Raw genomic sequence first — 18,020 nt, 5'->3', positions numbered from 1 at the left:
AGTGGACGGTACGCCCACTTCCCCGTCACTCTGGGTGAGTTGCGGACGCGGAACTTTTCACGCGGGGTACGGAGGGGCGCGTATGACGGCCGAGGGTGTCGAAGTCATCGCCGGCGAGGGGGAGCGGGAGCCTGATCCGTCGGACAGTCTGCGGACGTTCGGAGCGGTCGTCCAGGCCCTGAGAGAGCACGCGGGGCTCAGCCGGGTGGACTTCGCGGCGCACGTCCGGTTCTCCAAACACACCGTCGAGTCCGTGGAGTTGGGGCGGCGCATGCCAGACCCGGCGTTCGTGGAGCGAGCCGAGGACGCGCTGGGAGACACGGGCGCGCTGCGGAGGGCCGCCAGGCATCTGACGCGGGGCGAGCCCGGACTGGCGGCCTGGTTCCGGCGGTGGGCGCGGCTGGAGAAGGAGGCGGTGAGCCTGTGCACGTACGAATGCAGGCTCGTACCGGGCCTGTTGCAGTCCGAGGGTTACGTGCGGGCGCTGTGCGAGAACGAGATCCCGCCGCTGACGGACGGCGAGTTGGAGGCGACGGTAACGGCGCGAATGAACCGTCAGCGGCTGCTACGCGACAGGCCCCACTCTACGTTCGACTTCGTGGTCGAGGAGGCCGTGCTGATGCGTCGTCTTGGGGGAGTCGATGTCACCTGTGAACTGCTCGACCACATGCTGGACTTGTGCTTGCTGCGAAACACCACGCTTCAGATCATGCCTGCGGACTGCGAATTCCATGCGTGCCTGGCAGGCCCCGTGTGTGTGCTGGAAACGCCCCATGGGCAGCGGCTTGCTTACTCCGAGGGGCAGGAGAACGGTCGTCTGATCGCCGAACCGAAAGAGGTCAGCAGGATCCAGATGCGCTATGCCAGACTGCGCTCGCAGGCCCTCTCGCCGAACGACTCCCTGGGCCTGTTGAAGCGGATGCTAGGAGAGCTATGAGCACGTCTCGACTCAATTGGTTCAAGTCGAGCTACAGCACCGCCCAGGGCGACAACTGCGTCGAGGTCGCTGTCACCGAACAGGCCGTCCACGTAAGGGATTCCAAGGACGTAGCGCGTCCGTACTTCGCCGTCGGCCGTGAAGGATGGGACCGGTTCCTGAGGTTCGCCGCGCGAAGCTGAGCTTCGCCGGGGGTCGAGTCGCGCGGTGCGGCAGGGAACCCCTGAGGGGTGCGAGCGGCTGCTGTCCGTGAGAGAGCGCCCTTCCCGTCAGAGGCGTCGAGCGCCGTCCCTGGCTGGACCAATATCGCACCTTTCGCCCTTTTTGCCCGTCGCTCTTCCCCGTCTCGGGGAGGCCGCGACGGGTTTCTGCCGCCCCTGTGGGTGTGTCGCCCGCGGCGCAGCCGCCGCCAGGCGCCGGGTCAACGAGCGCTGTGAGGAGGCGAGTTGAGCCTCGTCTCCTCACTCCTGTCCGGCCGTGAAGGCCGCCCGCGGCGACGGTGATCGATCGCCCGCTGGCGAAAAATCGGCGTTAAATCTGGGGCTAACCCTTGCCAAGCAGAGTTCGTACGTGTTCGGATTAATTCTCACCGGGCCGGAGAGCTCGCGTATCTCTGCTGGTCAGAGCTGAAGCGGAGGGCTGTATTCGGCCTGTTCGCGTATCCCGTGACCCCAATGCGACGCCCTGTCACCGACGAGAACACGCCCACAGCCGGGCGTCGTCGTCCGTGGCCCACATCTGAAGCGAAGCCTCCTTGGAGGGACACCCATGTTCGATCTCTCGTCCGTCGACCTGCTCGGCGCCTTCCGGCGCGAGCTGGAGCTGTGCAAGGTGAAGGAGGACGAGCACGTCGTCGTCCTCTCCGAGCCGGACAGCCGCGGCGACTACGTCGCCGCCGCCTTCGGAGCCGCGAAGTCGCTGGGAGCCCACGTCATCGCCGCGACCGTGCCCGGCGGGAGCGCGGCCCCGGCGGACAGCACCCGTACCGGGTCCGGGCCGGGCCTGACCTCGGTGCTCAACGACGGCGCCGCCCAGGACCTGCTGAAGTCGGCCGACCTCGTCGTCGACCTCACCCAGGAGGGCTTCATCCACGCCCCCGTGCAGCAGGAGATCCTCAAGACGGGCACCCGCATCATCTTCGTCTGCGACGCCCCCGACGTGCTCGTCCGGAACCTGCCGCAGGAGGGCGACAAGGAGCGGGTCCTGGCGGCGTCCGGCCTGCTCAAGCGGTCGGAGACGATGCGTGTGACGTCCGGTGCGGGCACCGACCTGACCGTGCAGCTCAAGAACGCCCACCCCGAGTTCCAGGTCGGCTTCGCCGACGACCCCGGCCGCTGGGACCACTGGCCGAGCACGATGGTGCTGTGCTGGCCGGAGTTCTCCGACGGCCAGCTCGTACTGGCCGAGGGCGACATCCTGCTGCCCTTCAAGGAGTACGTCCGTTCGCCCGTGACGCTGCAGGTCGCCGACGGGCACATCGAGAAGATCTCGGGCGGAGCCGACGCCAAGATGCTGGAGACCTTCTTCGAGGACGCCGACGACGAGTGGGGCCGCAGCCTCTCCCACATGGGCTGGGGGCTGATGAAGAGCGCCGACTGGTTCGCCACGGCCCTGTACGGCAAGAGCGAGCTGATGGGCATGGACGCCCGTGCGTTCGCCGGGAACTTCCTGTGGTCGACCGGACCGCACCCCGTCCTCGGCCGCGAGTCCTACGCGCACGTCGACATCGCGATGCGCGGCTGCACGGTCTCCGTCGACGGCACCGACGTCGTCGTGGACGGCCGGCTCGTCGAGGACTGATCCGGGCACCACAGGCCCGCGGTCCGACTGTTCACTGATCACGCCCTTGGAGGAGCCTTGGCGGCCAGCCAGTCTTTCGAAGTCACCGTCGTCGGAGGCGGTCTCGGCGGTGTCACCGCCGCTCTCGCCCTGCGGCAGCGGGGCATCCGGGTCACCGTCCTGGAGCAGGCGCCCGAGCTGGGCGAGGTGGGGGCGGGCATCCAGACAGCGCCCAACGCCAGCCGTATCCTGCTCGGCCTCGGCCTGCGGAAGCAGCTGGAGGCCATCCACACCGAGCCGCTGGACCAGGTGCGGCGCAGGTGGAAGGACGGCAGCGTCGTCGGGCTGACCAGCCTGGGCGAGTTCTGCAAGGAGAAGTACAACGCTCCGTACTGGCACTACCACCGTGCGGACCTCCATCGCGTGATCATGGACGCCTGCACGGACCCGGAGGGTTCCGGGCCGGTCGTGCAGATCCGCACCAACAGCAAGGTCGTGGAGCTGGACCGGACCGACCCGCTGCGGCCGGTCGCCGTCACCCAGGACGGCGCCCGGTTCGCTGGGGACGCCCTCATCGGTGCGGACGGCATCCGCTCCCGCGTCCGTGACCTGATGGGTCTGGAGGACACCCTCCGCTTCTCCGGCGAGATGGCGTTCCGTGCCCTCATCCCGGGCGACCTGATCGCCGCCGACCCGGCCACGCGCTGGCTCGTGGACAGGTTCCAGTCCACGATCTGGTACGGCCCGGACCGGCACCTCGTCCACTACATGATCCGCGGCGGCGAGTACCTGAACGTCGTCGCCTGTGTCCCCTGCACAGACGAGGTCGCGGAGCGGTGGGTCGCCCCCTCGAGCGCCGAGGAACTGGCCGAGACCTTCCCCGGCTGGGACGACCGCGTCCCCGCGATGCTGTCGAAAGCCAAGGAGGACGTGTCCTGCTTCGCCCTCTACTACCGGCGTCCTGACCCTGTGTGGCTGGACGGGAACGTCGCGCTTCTGGGCGATTCCTGCCACGCCATGCTTCCCTATCAGGCACAAGGCGCATCCCAGGCCATGGAGGACGCCGCCGTCCTAGCCGAGGAACTCGGCGCTGTCACCACCAGCGGAATCCACGGAGCGCTGCGCCGCTACGTGGACCGGCGGGCGAAGCACGCCGGCATGGTGCAGCAGGCGTCGCTGCGCAACAAGACCTTCTACCACTTCCCCGACGGGCCCGAGCAGCGGGAACGCGACGCGAAGCTCAAGCGCTTCGACGGGGAGTCCGACGTCTCCTACGACTGGCTGTGGGGCGGTACGCCGCTCAACGACCCCGACCTGGGGTCCTTCTCCTATCAGTTCTCCCGGTGAGCCGCGCGGGTGCGTCTTCTCGGCGTCCCTCTGACAGGCGAGCGAACCGGCGGCTGTAGTCCGTTGCCAACACCGCGCACGTGCGCTACCGAACCGTGGAGCAAACCGTGAAGACAGGCGATCAGATAGTCCAGGAACTCCCATGGAAATGGGGTGTCCAGGGCAAGATTTTCATCATCGGTGGTCTCGGCTACCTGTTCGACGCTTGGGACATCGCACTCAACGGTTTCCTGATGCCGTTGCTGAGCAAGGATTTCGACCTCTCGGTCAGTGAGAGCGGCCTCGTGGCCACGGCGAACCTCGTGGGCATGGCCGTCGGCGCCGTCGTGTGGGGCGGCATCGCCGACCGCATCGGCCGCAAGAAGGCGTTCAGCGCGACGCTGCTGATCTTCGCGCTCTTCTCCGTGCTCGGAGCGCTCTCTCCCGAGTACTCGGTCTTCCTGGTCCTGCGCTTCCTGGCGGGCGTCGGCCTCGGCGGCTGTATCCCCGTCGACTACGCCCTGGTCAGCGAGTTCTCGCCGCGGAAGCACCGCGGCCGGATCCTCACGGCCCTCGACCTGTGGTGGCCGATCGGCGTCACGCTGTGCGGCCTGGTCGCCACCTCGATGGTGCCGCTGCCGGGCAACTGGCGGTGGATGCTCGCGACGATGGTGCTGCCGGCCCTGCTGCTCTTCTGGGTGCGGCGCGGAGTGCCGGAGTCGCCGATCTACCTGGCCAAGGTCGGCAGGGAAGAGGAGGCGCGCCGTGTCATCGACGGCCTGGTCGCCCGTACGGGAGCGCTGCCCGAGCCGTATGAGATCCCCGTCCCGGCGCCCGGCGAGGGCTCCGACCGGCCGAAGGGCCTGCGGGCCGGGCTCGACCAGTTCCGCAAGCTGTGGAAGTACAACCCGCGCATCACGTCCGTCTCGTGGGCCCTGTTCATCACGATCATGATGGTCTACTACGCGGCTCTCACGTGGATGCCCTCGATCCTGAAGGAGGAGGGCTACAACGACACCGCCTCCTTCATGGGCCCCACGCTGATGAGCGGCGTCGGCATCCTCGGCGTCCTCACCTCGACGTGGCTCGTCGACGTCGTGGGCCGCAAGTGGCTCATCGGGGTCTCCGCGCCGGTGGCGACCGCGGCGCTCGTCGCCTTCGCGGCGATGCTCAAGGTGGAGACGGTCGCGCTGATCTGGATCGCCGCGTTCGGCTTCCTCATCCAGCTGACGATCCCCGTCCTGTACGCGTACGTCGCCGAGCTGTACCCGACGACGCTGCGGGCCAGCGGGTTCGGCTGGGCCTCGTCCGTCAGCCGGGTCAGCACCGGGTTCGCACCGATGCTCTTCGGCTCGGTGATGTGGCCGCTGCTGGGGCTGCCCCTGACGTTCGCCGTACTGGGAGCCGTCGTGGTGCTGGCCGTGATCTGGATGGCGTTCGGCGCTCCGGAGACCAAGGGCAAGTCGCTCGACGACATCGACGGCGAGGAGGAGCCCGACGTGGCCGGTGCGGACCTGCCGCCGGTCGCCAAGGCGCCCGTCCAGAGCTGAGGCTCCGGGGGCGGGGGCTGCCGGGCCCCCGCCCCCGGACAGCGGCCGGATGCCGCTGCCCGCCCGCCACGGGCGGCAGCACACCGGCGCGACGTCTCGGGTGGCCCGGAGGAATCCGGTAACGAGCCCGGAGAGATCCGGTACGAGCCCGGAGGGAGAGGAAAGCGTCAGATGAAGCCCGCCGCATTCACGTATCACCGCGCGCGCGACGTCGAGGGGGCCACGCGCCTGCTCGCGGAGCTCGGTGACGAGGCGAAGGTCATCGCGGGAGGCCAGAGTCTCGTCGCGATGATGAACTTCCGCCTGGCCCGCCCGGGCCACCTCGTCGACATCGGCGGGCTGGCGGGGCTGGCCGGACTGCGCACGGACAGCGGCGGGGGACTGCACATCGGCGCCCTCACCACGCACCACGCCGTCGAGACGGCACCGGCCGACGCGCTCGGCCCCGGCTTCGCCGTGCTGCGGGACGCCATGCGCTGGGTCGGGCACCTTCCGATCCGCACGCGCGGCACCGTCGGCGGCAGCCTCGCCCACGGCGACGCCACCGCCGAGTGGTGCCTGCTCGCGGTGCTGCTCGACGCGGAACTGGTGGCGCACGGGCCGGACGGTGAACGTCGCATCGCCGCCGCGGAGTTCTTCCACGGCTACTACACCACCGCCCTCGAACCCGACGAGATCCTCGTCGAGGTCGTCTTCCCGAGGCCCGCACCGCATGCCGCGCTCACCGAATTCGCGGAGAGGCAGGGCGACTTCGCCACGGTCTCGGCCGCCGTCGATCTCGAACCCGCCGACGGCGGCGGGCACTTCACCGCCGCGCGTGTCGCGCTGGGCGGCGTGGACGCCATGCCCGTGCGGGTGCCGGAGGCGGAGGATGCGCTGGTGAGCGGCGGCGCGCCCGGTCCAGAACTGTACGCACGGACCGCCGCGGTGGCGGCTGAGTCCGTCGACCCCCCGAGCGACGGCAACGGCAGTGCCCACTACCGGCGGGTCCTCATCCGCACGCTCGTGGCACGCGCATGCGAGGAGGCGATGGCCCGATGACGACCGAATCCGCCCGACCCGACGGGGACCGCCCGTGGATCGGTGCGTCCGTCGGCCGCCGCGAGGACCCCAGGCTCCTCAGCGGCAACGGGCGCTTCACCGACGACATCGCACTGCCCGGCATGCTCCACGCGCGATTCGTACGGAGCACCGTCGCGCACGCCGAGGTCACCGGCCTCGACCTGACGGCCGTACGCGAAGTGCCGGGCGTCGTCGCGGCGTTCAGCGCCGACGACCTCGGGCTCGCCGACATCACCGCGCGACTGGGCCGTCCCGTCAGCGAGTTCGTGCCCACCGGGATGCCGGTGCTGGCCCGGGAGAAGGTCCGGTACGCCGGGGAGCCGCTCGCCGTGGTCGTGGCCCGGGACGCGTACGCCGCCGAGGACGGCGTGGAGGCGGCGAAGGTGAGCTACGAGTCACTGCCGCCCGTCGTCTCCGAGGAGCAGGCACTCGCCCCCGGCGCGCCTCTCGTACACGGTGAGGCCGGCGGCAACACACTTCTCGACGTCTCGATGTTCGCCACGGAGGGCATCGACGGGACCTTCGACGAGGCACCGTGCGTCGTGCACGTCGAGACCAGGACGGGCCGCCAGAACGCGCTCCCCCTGGAGACCAGGGGAGTGGTGGCGAGCTGGGACCACCGCGAGGAGCAGCTGCTGCTGCAGACGTCCACGCAGGTACCGCACCAGGTACGTACGACCGCCGCACGCTGCCTGGGGCTCGATGAACGCGCCGTCCGGGTCGTCGTACCCGACATGGGCGGCGGCTTCGGCCAGAAGTGCGTCGTCGGCCGTGAGGAGATCGCCGCGGGCGCGGCGGCGCTGCGGCTGGGCCGGCCCGTGAAGTGGGTCGAGGACCGCAAGGACGCGCTCACCGCGTCCTTCCTCGCCCGCGAACAGCACTACGACGTGCGCGCCGCGTTCGACGCCGACGGGCACATCCTCGGGCTGGACGCGGCGATCGTCTGCGACATGGGCGCCTACTCGTGCTACCCGTTCACCGCCGGCATCGAGCCGCTGATGGCCTCCGCCGAGATGCCCGGCGTCTACAAGGTCCCCGCCTACCGGGTGAGGGCGCGGGCGATCACCACCAACAAGGCGCCCACAGCGCCGTACCGGGGGGTGAGCCGGCCGCAGTACGTGATGGTCATGGAGCGCCTCTTCGAGCGTGCCGCGCGGGAACTGGGCCTGGAGCCCACGGAGATCCGCCGCCGCAACCTCATCACGCAGTTCCCCTACACGGGCGTCAACAACGTGACGTACGACCCGGGTTCGTACCTGGAGTCGCTGAACCTGTGCGAGTCGGTGCTGAAGGAGGAGGGCTGGTACGCCGCGAAGGAGAAGGCTTCCGCCGAGGGCAGGCACATCGGCATCGGTTACTCGTGCTTCAGCGAGCGGACCGGCTACGGCTCGACCGCCTTCGCGCAGCGCAAGATGGAGGTCGTGCCCGGCTTCGACATCTCCGAGGTGCGGATGGACACCAGCGGCGCGCTGGTCGTCACCACCGGGACGATGAGCCACGGGCAGAGCCACGAGACGACGCTGGCGCAGATCGCCGCGGACGAACTCGGCCTGGACATCGGCAAGGTGCGCATCCACCAGGGCGACACCGACCGCATCACCTACGGCTGGGGCACCTTCGCCAGCCGCTCCATCGCGATCGGCGGCAGCGCCGTACGGCTCGCCTCGGGCAGGCTCGGCGAGAAGCTGATCGCGATCGCCGCTTCCGTCCTCGAAGTCCCGCCGGAGGACCTGGAGCTGGGGCAGGGCCTGGTCCGGTGCCCCGCCGACGGGCGCACCGTGCCCTACGAGGAGCTGGCCGACATCGCGTACCTCAAGTCGCATCTGCTGCCCAAGGACACGGAGCCGGGCCTGACCGCCACCGCGTCGTTCGACGTCCTGAACGACGGGACCTTCTCCAACGCCACCCACGGCGTCGTCACCGAACTCCACGAGGGGACGGGGCAGGTGGAGATCCTGCGCTACGTCTGCGTCGAGGACTGCGGCGTCGCGATCAACCCCAAGGTGGTCGAGGGGCAGACGCGCGGGGGCATCGCCCAGGGCATCGCCGGCGCCCTCTTCGAGCAGGTCACCTACGACGAGCAGGGCGCGCCCTCGGCCGTCAGCTTCATGGAGTACAAAGTCCCCACCGCGCTGGAGATCCCCGAGGTGTCCATCCACCACCTCGAGACGCCGTGCGCCTTCACCGAGACCGGAGCCAAGGGCGTCGGCGAAGGCGGCACCATCGGCGCGCCGGCAGCGGTGCTCAACGCCGTCAACGACGCGCTGCTCCCCACCGGAGTGGAACTGGACGACACCCCCATCACACCGGAGACGGTGGTCAGCGCCCTGGAGCACACCCGATGACCGACAACGCCCCCGAACACACGGCCCAGCAGCGGCAGTTGCTCAGCCTCGACGTCAACGGCGAGACCCACGAGCTGCTGACGGAGCCCCGCCGCACCCTTGTCGACGTCCTCCGCCACGACCTGCGGCTCACCGGCACCCACGTCGGCTGCGAGCACGGCATCTGCGGCGCGTGCACCGTGCTGCTCGACGGCGCGCCCGTACGCGCGTGCCTGATGTTCGCGGCGCAGGCGGAGGGCAAGGAGATCCGCACGGTGGAGTCGCTCGCGGACGGCACGCGGCTCAACGACCTGCAGCAGGCGTTCTCCGAGCACCACGGACTTCAGTGCGGCTTCTGCACGCCCGGGTTCCTGATGCTCGCCGAGGGGTTCCTCGCGGAGCGCCCCGAGGCGTCGAAGGAGGAGATCCGCGAGGTCGTCGCCTCCAACCTGTGCCGCTGCACGGGCTACCAGACCATCGTCGAGGCGATCGACGACTGCGCGGCGCGCCGCCGCGCCGCTCTCCGCTCACGGCTGGAGGGCACGGCGCACCACAACGGGGACAGCAGGGACAGCGAGGACGAGAACACCAGCGAGACGGTGCCGCCCGGCGCGGCATGCGAGGAGGTTCCATGCGGATCGACAACGCGGTCACGGTAGCGGCGAGTCCGGACGAGGTGTTCGCGCTCGTCAACGACGTGGAACGCGTCGCCTCCTGCATGCCCGGCGCGACACTCGAAGGCAAGGACGGCGACGCCTGGAAGGGGCGGGTGAAGGTCAAGGTCGGCCCCATCACCGCCGCCTACGCGGGCACCGTGCGGTTCCTCGAAGTCGACGAGGAGAAGCGGCGGTTGCGGGTGCAGGCGCGCGGCGCCGACACCCACGGCAGCGGCGACGCCGAGGCGGAGGTCGGCCTGGAGGTGGCCGAGGCGCCCGGCGGCGCGGAACTGCGCCTGGCCACCGACCTCGTCATCCGCGGCAAGATCGCCCAGTTCGGCAAGGGTGCGGTCGCGGCGGTCTCCGACCGGATCCTCAAGCAGTTCGCGAGGAACCTCGGCGGCCTGCTGGAGCAGGACCGGGCGGCCGCGCCGGCCCTCGCCGGGGACGGTCCGGGTGCCGCGGTCTCCCCGGAAGCCGCCGCAGCGGCGCCCGGCGCCACGGGCGTCCGGACCCCGGCCGCGCCGCAGCGCTCCGGGAACGCCGAAGTCTTCACACCCGAGACCGAACTCAACGGCCTCTCCATGCTCGTGCCGCCCGCGGTGGCCAAGTACGGCCCCATAGCGGGCGCGTTCGCCTTCGGTCTATTCGAAGGCTGGTTGCTGGGACGGGTCCTGGGCCGGGAGAAGGCACACTGCTGCACGCGGGGAGGCCGCCAGTGACCACCACCGAGCACGCTCCGCCGGTCCCGCAGGACGGGCAGCAGCCCGGCCGGTACGGGCAGGACACCGACGCGACCTACCAACGCGCCGGGTTCGGGGCCGCCGTGCGCCGCGGAACCCGTCCGGTGCTCGTCGTCGTCGACCTCACCCGCGGCTTCACCGAGGACTCCTTCCCCTCGGGCGCGGACCTGACCGAAGTGGTCGGGGCGACGGCGGAGTTGGCGGAGGCGGCGCGCGCCGCGCAGGTGCCCGTCGTGTGGACGGCCATCTCCTACACGCCGGCGGAGGCCGAAGGCCGCTCCGTCACCTGGCTGGACAAGGCCCCGGGAATGCGCGCGCTCCTCGAAGGCAGCGACGCGGTGGCGCTCGACCCGAGGCTGCCGCAGCGCCCCGAGGACCATCTGGTGATCAAGAAGGGCGCGTCGGCGTTCTTCGGCACCTCCCTCGCGGCCACGCTCACCGGCCTGGGATGCGACACCGTGCTCGTCTGCGGCGCCACCACCAGCGGCTGTGTCCGGGCCACCGCGGTGGACGCCGTGCAGTCCGGCTTCCCCGTGCTGGTGCCCCGCGAGTGCGCGGGCGACCGCGCCCAAGGGCCGCACGACGCCGCGCTGTTCGACATCCAGGCCAAGTACGGAGACGTCGTCGCACTCTCCGACGCCCTCGCCTACCTCTCCGGCCTGCCCGCGCGGGAGGCCACCCAGTGAAGACCCCCGCCGCGGCCACTGCGCGCGCCGCGGACCACCGACTCCCGCTCCCGCCAAGCGACTTGAGGACCACCGCATGACCGAGCGCTACATCACCCAGCCCGCCCTCGCCGACCTGTCCGACGTCCCCGCCACCAGCCGGTGGATCCGCAACGGGACGCTGCGGCTGCACGCCCTCGACTACGGAGACGCCCCGGGCGACGAGCGCGTGCCGCTGCTGCTCCTGCCCGGCATCACCTCACCCGCCGTGACCATGGACTTCGTCGCCCGCCGCCTCACCGACCTGGTGCGGCCGATCGTCCCGGACATCCGCGGCCGCGGCTTCTCCGACGACGGCGACGGCTACGGCCTGGAGGCCTACGCCGAGGACACCGAGGCGTGGATCGACGGACTCGGACTGGACCGTCCGCTCCTGGCCGGGCACTCCATGGGCGCCCGCATCGCCGCCGTCACCGCCGTGCGCGCCAAGGCCGCGCTGCGCGGCACCGTCCTCGTCGACCCGCCGATGAGCGGCCCCGGCCGGGACCCGTACCCCACCACGCTGCCCGCCTTCCTCGGGCAGCTCGAGCAGGCCCAACGGGGCACCGACGCCGACGAGGTGGCCAAGGCGTGGCCCCGCTGGCCGCGCCGCGAGCAGGAGTTGCGGGCCCGCTGGCTCGCCAGCTGCGGCGAGGCGGCGCTCACGGAGACCCACCGGAGCTTCGAGAGCGAGGACTTCTTCGTCTGGTGGCCCTCCGTGCCCGCCCCGACGGAGCTGATCTACGGCGCGGACAGCCCGGTCGTCACCGAGGCCGGCGTGAGGGAGGCGGCCCGCACCCATCTGGGGGCGCGGCTGACTCCGATTCCGGACGCCGGGCACATGGTGTTCTGGGACAATCCGGAACCCGCTCTCGACGTTCTCAGGGACGCCCTGCGTGCCCAGCTCGACTGAGCGCCGGGCGTCAGGAGGCGCGCCACGAACCCCGCGACGGCCGTGCTTTAGTGGGCCCCATGGCTGACAAGACCACCCCCTCCACGGGTCCCGCCGCGCCTCCCGCCGCCCTGCTCCAAGCTCCCGGATACCAGGTCCGGCGCCTCTACCAGGCGTACCTGGCGGCATGGCTGCGCAGCGTCGACTCGACCCTCACGGGCCCTCAGTTCGCCGTCCTCACGGCGGTGAACGCCGCCCCCGGACGTGACCAGAGCGCGATGGCCTCGGCGGTGGCGCTGGACACGTCCACGATGGCGGACGTCGCCAGACGCCTGGAGAAGCGCGGGCTCATAGTCCGCCGTACCGCGGCGGACGACGGGCGCCGCAAACTGCTCTTCCTCACCGACGAGGGCGAGGAGGCCCTGAGCAAGGCGGACGACCGCGCCCGCGCCCTGGACGAGCGGCTGCTGGAGCCGTACGGCTCGGCGACGGAGCGTGCCCGGCTGATGCGTGAACTGACGGCTCTCGCCGACCACTGGGAAGGGCTCTCCGAGGAGCGCTGACCAGGAGCGGGGGCCGCCGGCCGAAGCCCCGGATCTCCGGTGAACGGACTCCTCGGGGCTCTTGTGCCGACAGATAGTACGTGTTCGGATTAACTCGGCGTGCGGAGGAACCCTCCTCACCGCACGCGGCAACGACAGGAGGCCCCCGTGACGGACCACCACATAGGCATGATCGTCCCCAGCTCCAACCTCACGATGGAGACCGAACTGCCGCGCATGCTGCGCGCACGCGAGGAGGCAGCACCGGAGGACCGCTTCGTCTTCCACAGCAGCCGCATGCGGATGCAGAAGGTCACCCCCGAGCAGCTGAAGGGCATGAACGCCCAGACGGAGCGCGCCTCCCTCGAACTCGCGGACGCCAGGCCCGACGTCGTCGCCACCGCCTGCCTCGTCGCGATCATGGCGCAGGGCCCCGGCTACCACTGCACCGCCGAGGACGAGATCACGAGGGTGCTGCGTGACCAGGACGCCGACGCCCCCGTCGTCTCCAGCGCGGGCGCGCTGCTCAGCGGCATCGAGGCGCTGGGAGCGAAGCGGGTCGCCGTCATCACGCCGTACATGAAGCCGCTCACCGAGACCGTCGTGAACTACATCGAGGACGCCGGCACGGAGGTCGTCGACTCCCTCAGCCTCGAAGTCGCCGACAACCTGGCCGTGGCGCGGCTGAACCCCGACGACCTGCGGGAGCACTGGAAGCGCCTCGACCTCGCCGGAGCCGAGGCGATCGTGCTCTCCGCCTGCGTGCAGATGCCCTCGCTCTCGGCCGTCCAGCACGTCGAGGACGCCTCGGGCCTGCCCGTACTGTCCGCGGCCACGGCGACCGCGTACCGCATCCTGTCCGAACTCGGGCTCAAGGCGACCGTGCCGGACGCCGGCCGGTTGCTGAGCGGCGGCTACTGACGGGCACCGGCCGGCGGCCGGAGGGGGAACCCGGGGGTTGCGGGCCGGGGGCCGGGGGTCGTGTGCGGGCCGGTACCGGCGGCGGGCGGCCGGGCGGCGCGAGGCACGTAGACTGAAGGACTGCCCGGCACCGCCACGCCCCCGTGCACGAGGGGCAACGCCGCCGCCGGGCTTCCGCCTCCCACGCACCGCCGTCACCCTGGAGCTGTTCCCCGCCATGCCCGAAGCCTCCGCAGACGCCCTCGCCCCTTCACTGGCCGGTGAGGAGTACGAGGTCGAGATCGGCCCCGTCGCGCACGGCGGGCACTGCGTCGCCCGTACCGAAGAGGGGCGGGTGCTCTTCGTCCGGCACACGCTGCCCGGCGAGCGTGTGATCGTCCGCGTCACCGAAGGCCGTACGGACTCCCGCTTCCTGCGGGCCGACGCCGTCGAGGTGCTGGAGGCGTCCAAGGACCGCGTCCCCGCGCCCTGCCCCTTCTCCGGCCCCGGACGCTGCGGCGGCTGCGACTGGCAGCACGCCAAGCCCGGCGCGCAGCGGCGCCTGAAGGGCGAGGTCCTCACCGAGCAGCTCCAGCGGCTCGCGGGCATGACCCCGGAGGACGTCTCCTGGGACGGCACCGTGGAGCCCGCGCCCGGTGACAAGGTGCCCGCGGGCGAAGTGCCCTCCTGGCGCACCCGCGTGCAGTTCGCCGTCGACGACGAGGGACGGCCGGGCTTCCGCCGGCACCGCTCGCACGACGTGCAGCCCGTCGACCACTGCCTGATCGCCGCGCCCGGGGTGGAGGAACTCGGCGTCGAACGCCGCGAATGGCCGGGGATGGCGGGCATCGAGGTCACGGCCGCGACCGGCTCCCAGGACCGCCAGGTCGTCCTGACGCCGAAGCCCGGCGAGCGGCTGCCGCTCGTCGAACTCGACAAGCCCGTCTCTGTGTTGAGGGCGGGGGAGAAGCCCACCGACAAGGGACGGCTGCACCGCGTCCACGGCCGGGACTTCGTCCGGGAGCGGGCCGACGGCCGCACCTGGCGCGTCGGCGCGGGCGGATTCTGGCAGGTGCACACGCAGGCCGCCGAACTCCTCGTCGACGCTCTGATGCGCGGACTCACGCCCCGCAAGGGGGAGATGGCCCTCGACCTGTACTGCGGGGCGGGCCTCTTCGCGGGAGCGCTGGCCGACCGCATCGGCGACAGCGGCGCCGTGCTGGGCATCGAGTCCTCCAAGAGGGCCGTGGAGGACGCCCGTCACAACCTGGCCGGCTTCGACCGGGTCCGCGTCGAGCAGGGCAAGGTCGAGACCGTCCTGCCGCGCACGGGAATCACGGAGGCCGACCTCGTCGTGCTGGACCCGCCCCGGGCGGGCGCCGGCAAGCAGACGGTCCGGCACATCGCCGGGCTCGGGCCGCGCCGCATCGGGTACGTGGCGTGCGATCCGGCGGCGCTGGCACGGGACTTGGGCTACTTCAAGGAGGCGGGCTACGTGCCGCGCTTCCTGCGCGCCTTCGACCTCTTCCCGATGACGCACCACATGGAGTGCGTGGCGATCCTGGAGCCCGCGGCGAAGAACGCCTGAGCGGGGGGTCTCGCGGGGTCTCGGTGAGCCCGACTGGCGCATGACGGCGCGCAGTTAAAGTCCGGGCTGTCGAGCGCGGCTCCCGCGAGGGGGTCTCGACGCCGGGCTTGAACGCGACGGGCCCCGTACCCGCTCACGGAGAGCGGGTACGGGGCCCGGGCGTTCACAGCGAACTGTTACGGCAGGTCGCGGGCGAGGTGCCTGCGGCGCAGCCACCACACCTGAGCGCTGCCGGCGGCAAGGACCGCCAAGCCGATCCCCACGATCAGACCGACCGGGGTGTCGGAGCCGGTCGTGGCGAGGTCGCTGTCCTCTTCCTTCGCCAGCTGAGTCGACCGGTCAGGCTCTCCCGAGGGGTTGTCCTCGTCCACAGCCGCGCCGACGGCGTCGTCCTCAGACTTGTCCGACTTGGACTCCGACTTCGAGTCCGAGGACTTCTCACCCGAGTCCGAGCCAGCCGGGGCCGAACCGTTGTCCTTCGACTCCGGCTTGTCCTTGCTGGAGTCCGAGCCCGCCGGGGCGGAGTCGTCGTCCTTCGAGTCCGGCTTCGATTCAGGCTTCTCCGCCGGCTTGTCCTTGTCCTTGTCGGAGTCGGAGGCCGAGCCGTCGTCGTTCGAGTCGGGCTTCTCCTCCGGCTTGTCCGGCTTCGAGTCCGACTCGTCCGGCTTCGACGGCGACTCCTCGGGCTTCTCGTCGGTCCCCTCGCCCTCGTCGGGGTCCTCCGCGCTGCCCGGGCACTCCTTGCCGTCGTTGATGCAGTCCACGGCCTCCTTCATCAGCTCATTCGGCATGACGTTGATGAAGTCGCTGTGGTCGGTGATGGGCTTGTGCAGCTGCTCCGGGAAGGAGTCCACCGCGAACGGAGTGTCAGCGTTGAGCAGGTTCTGCTGAGGGACGTCGTACTTGATCTTCTGCTGAAGCTGCGGGATGTTCACGAAGCCCTCAGGGCAGTTGCCCTGGTCGTCCGAGAACTTCATGTGGTCCCGGTGGTTCCCGCTGTCCGTGTTCTCGCCGTCCCAGCAGTTCTGGAACTTGAAGGTACGGATCATCTTCTTGCCCTCAGGGCAGATCGGGTACTTGTCCTCGAGCTGACGGTCCTCGAAGCCCTCGCAGCTCCACGACGCGTTGGCGTTCTCGACGCCGTTGGTGAAGGACTTGGCGTCACCCGTGATGATGCGCAGGAAGCGCGGCATCGCGACGACCTGCTCGGCACCGCCGGAGGTGAACTTCAGCTCGGGGTCGGGCTGGAGGATCGTGCCGATGTTGAGGTCGTTGGATCCACCGTCACCCGGCTGGGCCTCGGCACCTTCGCCGCCGCCGACCTGGTCTTCCTCGCCGTCGCCTTCACCTTCGCCGCCGTCACCCTGGCCCTGGTCCTGTCCCTGGTCCTGGCCCTGGTCCTGGCCTTCGGCGGGAGGCTGCTCCTCGCCGTCGCCCTGGCCCTGGTTCTGGCCCTGGTCCTGGCCTTCGGCCGGGGGCTGCTCCTCGCCGTCGCCCTGGCCCTGGTCCTGGCCCTGGTTCTGGCCCTGGTCCTGGCCTTCGGCGGGAGGCTGCTCCTCGCCGTCACCCTGGCCCTGGTCCTGACCCTGGCCTTGGTCCTGGCCCTGGTCCTGGCCCTGGTCCTGACCGGCGTCATCGCCGGAACGCTGGCCCTGCGGCTTCTCCTGACCCGCGGGCTCCTTGTCGATGTCGCCTTCCTGCACGGCGCCCCGCTGGTCCTCCTGGCCGTCCAGTGAACGGATCACGGGCCAGTAGTGGGTGGACTGGTCGCCCTTGGCGCAGGTGGTGTTGGCCGCGGCGAGGGACTCGTCGCTGGACTCGCTGCTGGTGTCCGCGTTGCCCACGTAGTCGTGCACGTGGTGGGCGCCGTTCAGCACACCGGGAGCGGCGATCACGTTGTCCGAGTTGAAGTGCTCTTCCTCGTTGTTGCCGCACTTCGTCTCGAAGCTGCCGCCCGGGTCCTCTTCGTCAGAGGCGTTGGGCGCGACGTCCTCGATGTTGACGAAGTCGTCGGCGACCGGGCCCTGTACCTGCTGGCCGCCTTCGTTCCCGCCCTCCTGGCCTTCCTGGGTGGCCTGGTCCTTCAGCATCTGGCACTGGGCCATGGACTCCAGGTCACCGGGGGCCTGGCCGCCGGCCTTCTGGATGTCCTGGCTCATGCTCTCGATGGTCTCGGAGCGCTGCTGCTTCAACTGGCCGAGAGTCTCGTCGGCGCTCTGCTCCTGCGAGTTCCACTGGCCGTAAGCCTGTGCGACCTGCTGGTCGAGAGCCGCGAGCTTCTGGCCCACGGGCTGCTTGGCGCCCTTGGGCACCTGATTCAGCGCAAGGCTCACATCGGGGCAGTCGATGGTGCTCGCGGCGGGAGTGGGGGCCTCGCTCGACCCCGCGAAGGCGCTGACGCCTATCGCCGCCGCGCCACCACCGCCGACCACCAGCGCTGCGACGATCGCAATGGTTCTGTTCGCCGTGCGCGAGCGTCTATGGCCCTTTATTCGCATATTGACTTCACTCCACTCATTTGCGTCATGCGACGCCCCGAATTTCACGAGCCCGGTGCCCTCCAGGGCTGTGCGACGATCGAGGACAATGGCGTTGGCTGAGTCGTCGCGAACGACAACATCTTGGAATTACGGGTCAATCGCGTGCTAGGTCTAGGCCTATGAGGCCCGAAGGCGGCCCGAGCCTAGCGCAGCGAGTCCGCGAGGATGGCGCTCTCGTACCGACGGGACAACTTTGCTGTCGTCTCGCGCCACCGCACCCCGTTCTCCTCTCTGAGTGCCGGCTCGATCGGTCGGCTGCGAGGGCAATTTGCGGCGAAATGATGAGAGATTCCCGCGACTTGGCGTCGTGCCCCTCTCGTGTGCTTCCGGCAGTTCGAGCCCTGCGACCGGCGGCCGGTGCGCGGCCCCCGCGGGAACGGGTATGGAGCGGGGATCGCCTTCACCCCGTGGCCGATTCGGGCGTCTGAGTGGTTCGCACCTGTGCGTACCGGTACGCGGCTTCTGGTCTGATGGATG

14 protein-coding genes and 1 pseudogene are annotated in these 18,020 nt (G+C 70.5%); 14 read left to right on the top strand and 1 reads right to left on the bottom strand.

The annotated features are described in order from the left end of the window. Positions 1–82 precede the first annotated feature (82 nt). The 14 genes and pseudogenes from IEY56_RS21785 (at position 83) to IEY56_RS21720 (ending at position 15,003) form a co-directional block, all read left to right on the top strand. Positions 83–937, top strand: a complete 855-nt coding sequence (locus tag IEY56_RS21785) for a helix-turn-helix domain-containing protein (RefSeq protein ID WP_189038959.1) — start codon at positions 83–85, stop codon at positions 935–937. Next, complete coding sequence (locus IEY56_RS21780; RefSeq protein WP_189038958.1) at positions 934–1,119, top strand: DUF397 domain-containing protein; 186 nt, start codon at positions 934–936, stop codon at positions 1,117–1,119. The genes IEY56_RS21785 and IEY56_RS21780 overlap by 4 nt, the downstream gene beginning before the upstream one ends. Positions 1,120–1,705: 586 nt before the next feature. Beyond that, the gene (locus IEY56_RS21775) at positions 1,706–2,737 is read left to right on the top strand and encodes a 2,5-dihydroxypyridine 5,6-dioxygenase NicX family protein (protein WP_189038957.1); all 1,032 of its coding nucleotides are present in this window, start codon (positions 1,706–1,708) and stop codon (positions 2,735–2,737) included. A 57-nt stretch (positions 2,738–2,794) separates the two neighbouring features. Continuing rightward, on the top strand, positions 2,795–4,063 hold the full coding sequence (locus IEY56_RS21770) for an FAD-dependent monooxygenase (protein ID WP_189038956.1): 1,269 nt from the start codon (positions 2,795–2,797) through the stop codon (positions 4,061–4,063). 107 nt (positions 4,064–4,170) lie between these two features. After that, positions 4,171–5,592, top strand: a complete 1,422-nt coding sequence (locus tag IEY56_RS21765) for an MFS transporter (protein WP_189038955.1) — start codon at positions 4,171–4,173, stop codon at positions 5,590–5,592. A 171-nt stretch (positions 5,593–5,763) separates the two neighbouring features. After that, on the top strand, positions 5,764–6,633 hold the full coding sequence (locus tag IEY56_RS21760) for an FAD binding domain-containing protein (RefSeq protein WP_189038954.1): 870 nt from the start codon (positions 5,764–5,766) through the stop codon (positions 6,631–6,633). Beyond that, on the top strand, positions 6,630–8,999 hold the full coding sequence (locus IEY56_RS21755) for a xanthine dehydrogenase family protein molybdopterin-binding subunit (protein WP_189038953.1): 2,370 nt from the start codon (positions 6,630–6,632) through the stop codon (positions 8,997–8,999). Before IEY56_RS21760 ends, IEY56_RS21755 begins: the two co-directional genes overlap by 4 nt. Further along, positions 8,996–9,499 (top strand): annotated as a pseudogene (locus IEY56_RS21750) ((2Fe-2S)-binding protein); the annotation flags it as partial. The gene IEY56_RS21755 and the pseudogene IEY56_RS21750, both read left to right, overlap by 4 nt. A gap of 110 nt (positions 9,500–9,609) precedes the next feature. After that, on the top strand, positions 9,610–10,356 hold the full coding sequence (locus IEY56_RS21745) for an SRPBCC family protein (RefSeq protein WP_189038951.1): 747 nt from the start codon (positions 9,610–9,612) through the stop codon (positions 10,354–10,356). Then, positions 10,353–11,063 carry an isochorismatase family protein gene (locus tag IEY56_RS21740; protein WP_189038950.1) on the top strand — a complete coding sequence of 237 codons (711 nt, stop codon included), beginning with the start codon at positions 10,353–10,355 and terminating at the stop codon, positions 11,061–11,063. Before IEY56_RS21745 ends, IEY56_RS21740 begins: the two co-directional genes overlap by 4 nt. Positions 11,064–11,139: 76 nt before the next feature. Continuing rightward, positions 11,140–11,994 carry an alpha/beta fold hydrolase gene (locus IEY56_RS21735; protein WP_189038949.1) on the top strand — a complete coding sequence of 285 codons (855 nt, stop codon included), beginning with the start codon at positions 11,140–11,142 and terminating at the stop codon, positions 11,992–11,994. Between the two features lie 59 nt (positions 11,995–12,053). After that, the gene (locus IEY56_RS21730; protein ID WP_189038948.1) at positions 12,054–12,536 is read left to right on the top strand and encodes a MarR family winged helix-turn-helix transcriptional regulator; all 483 of its coding nucleotides are present in this window, start codon (positions 12,054–12,056) and stop codon (positions 12,534–12,536) included. Positions 12,537–12,683: 147 nt separating this feature from the next. After that, positions 12,684–13,436, top strand: coding sequence for a maleate cis-trans isomerase family protein (locus IEY56_RS21725; protein ID WP_308424167.1), 753 nt, complete (start codon positions 12,684–12,686; stop codon positions 13,434–13,436). A gap of 217 nt (positions 13,437–13,653) precedes the next feature. Beyond that, positions 13,654–15,003: a class I SAM-dependent RNA methyltransferase gene (locus IEY56_RS21720; RefSeq protein ID WP_189038947.1), complete on the top strand. Its 1,350-nt coding sequence runs from the start codon at positions 13,654–13,656 to the stop codon at positions 15,001–15,003. Between the two features lie 176 nt (positions 15,004–15,179). Here the strand turns inward: IEY56_RS21720 and IEY56_RS28965 are convergent, their stop codons facing one another. Beyond that, positions 15,180–17,501: a DUF1996 domain-containing protein gene (locus tag IEY56_RS28965; protein WP_308424166.1), complete on the bottom strand. Its 2,322-nt coding sequence runs from the start codon at positions 17,499–17,501 to the stop codon at positions 15,180–15,182. Positions 17,502–18,020: the final 519 nt, after the last annotated feature.

This window comes from Streptomyces daqingensis, assembly GCF_014645895.1.
Lineage (GTDB): Bacteria > Actinomycetota > Actinomycetes > Streptomycetales > Streptomycetaceae > Streptomyces > Streptomyces daqingensis.
Note: the sequence above shows the minus strand (reverse complement) of the source record. Positions and strands in the feature narration are given on the sequence as shown.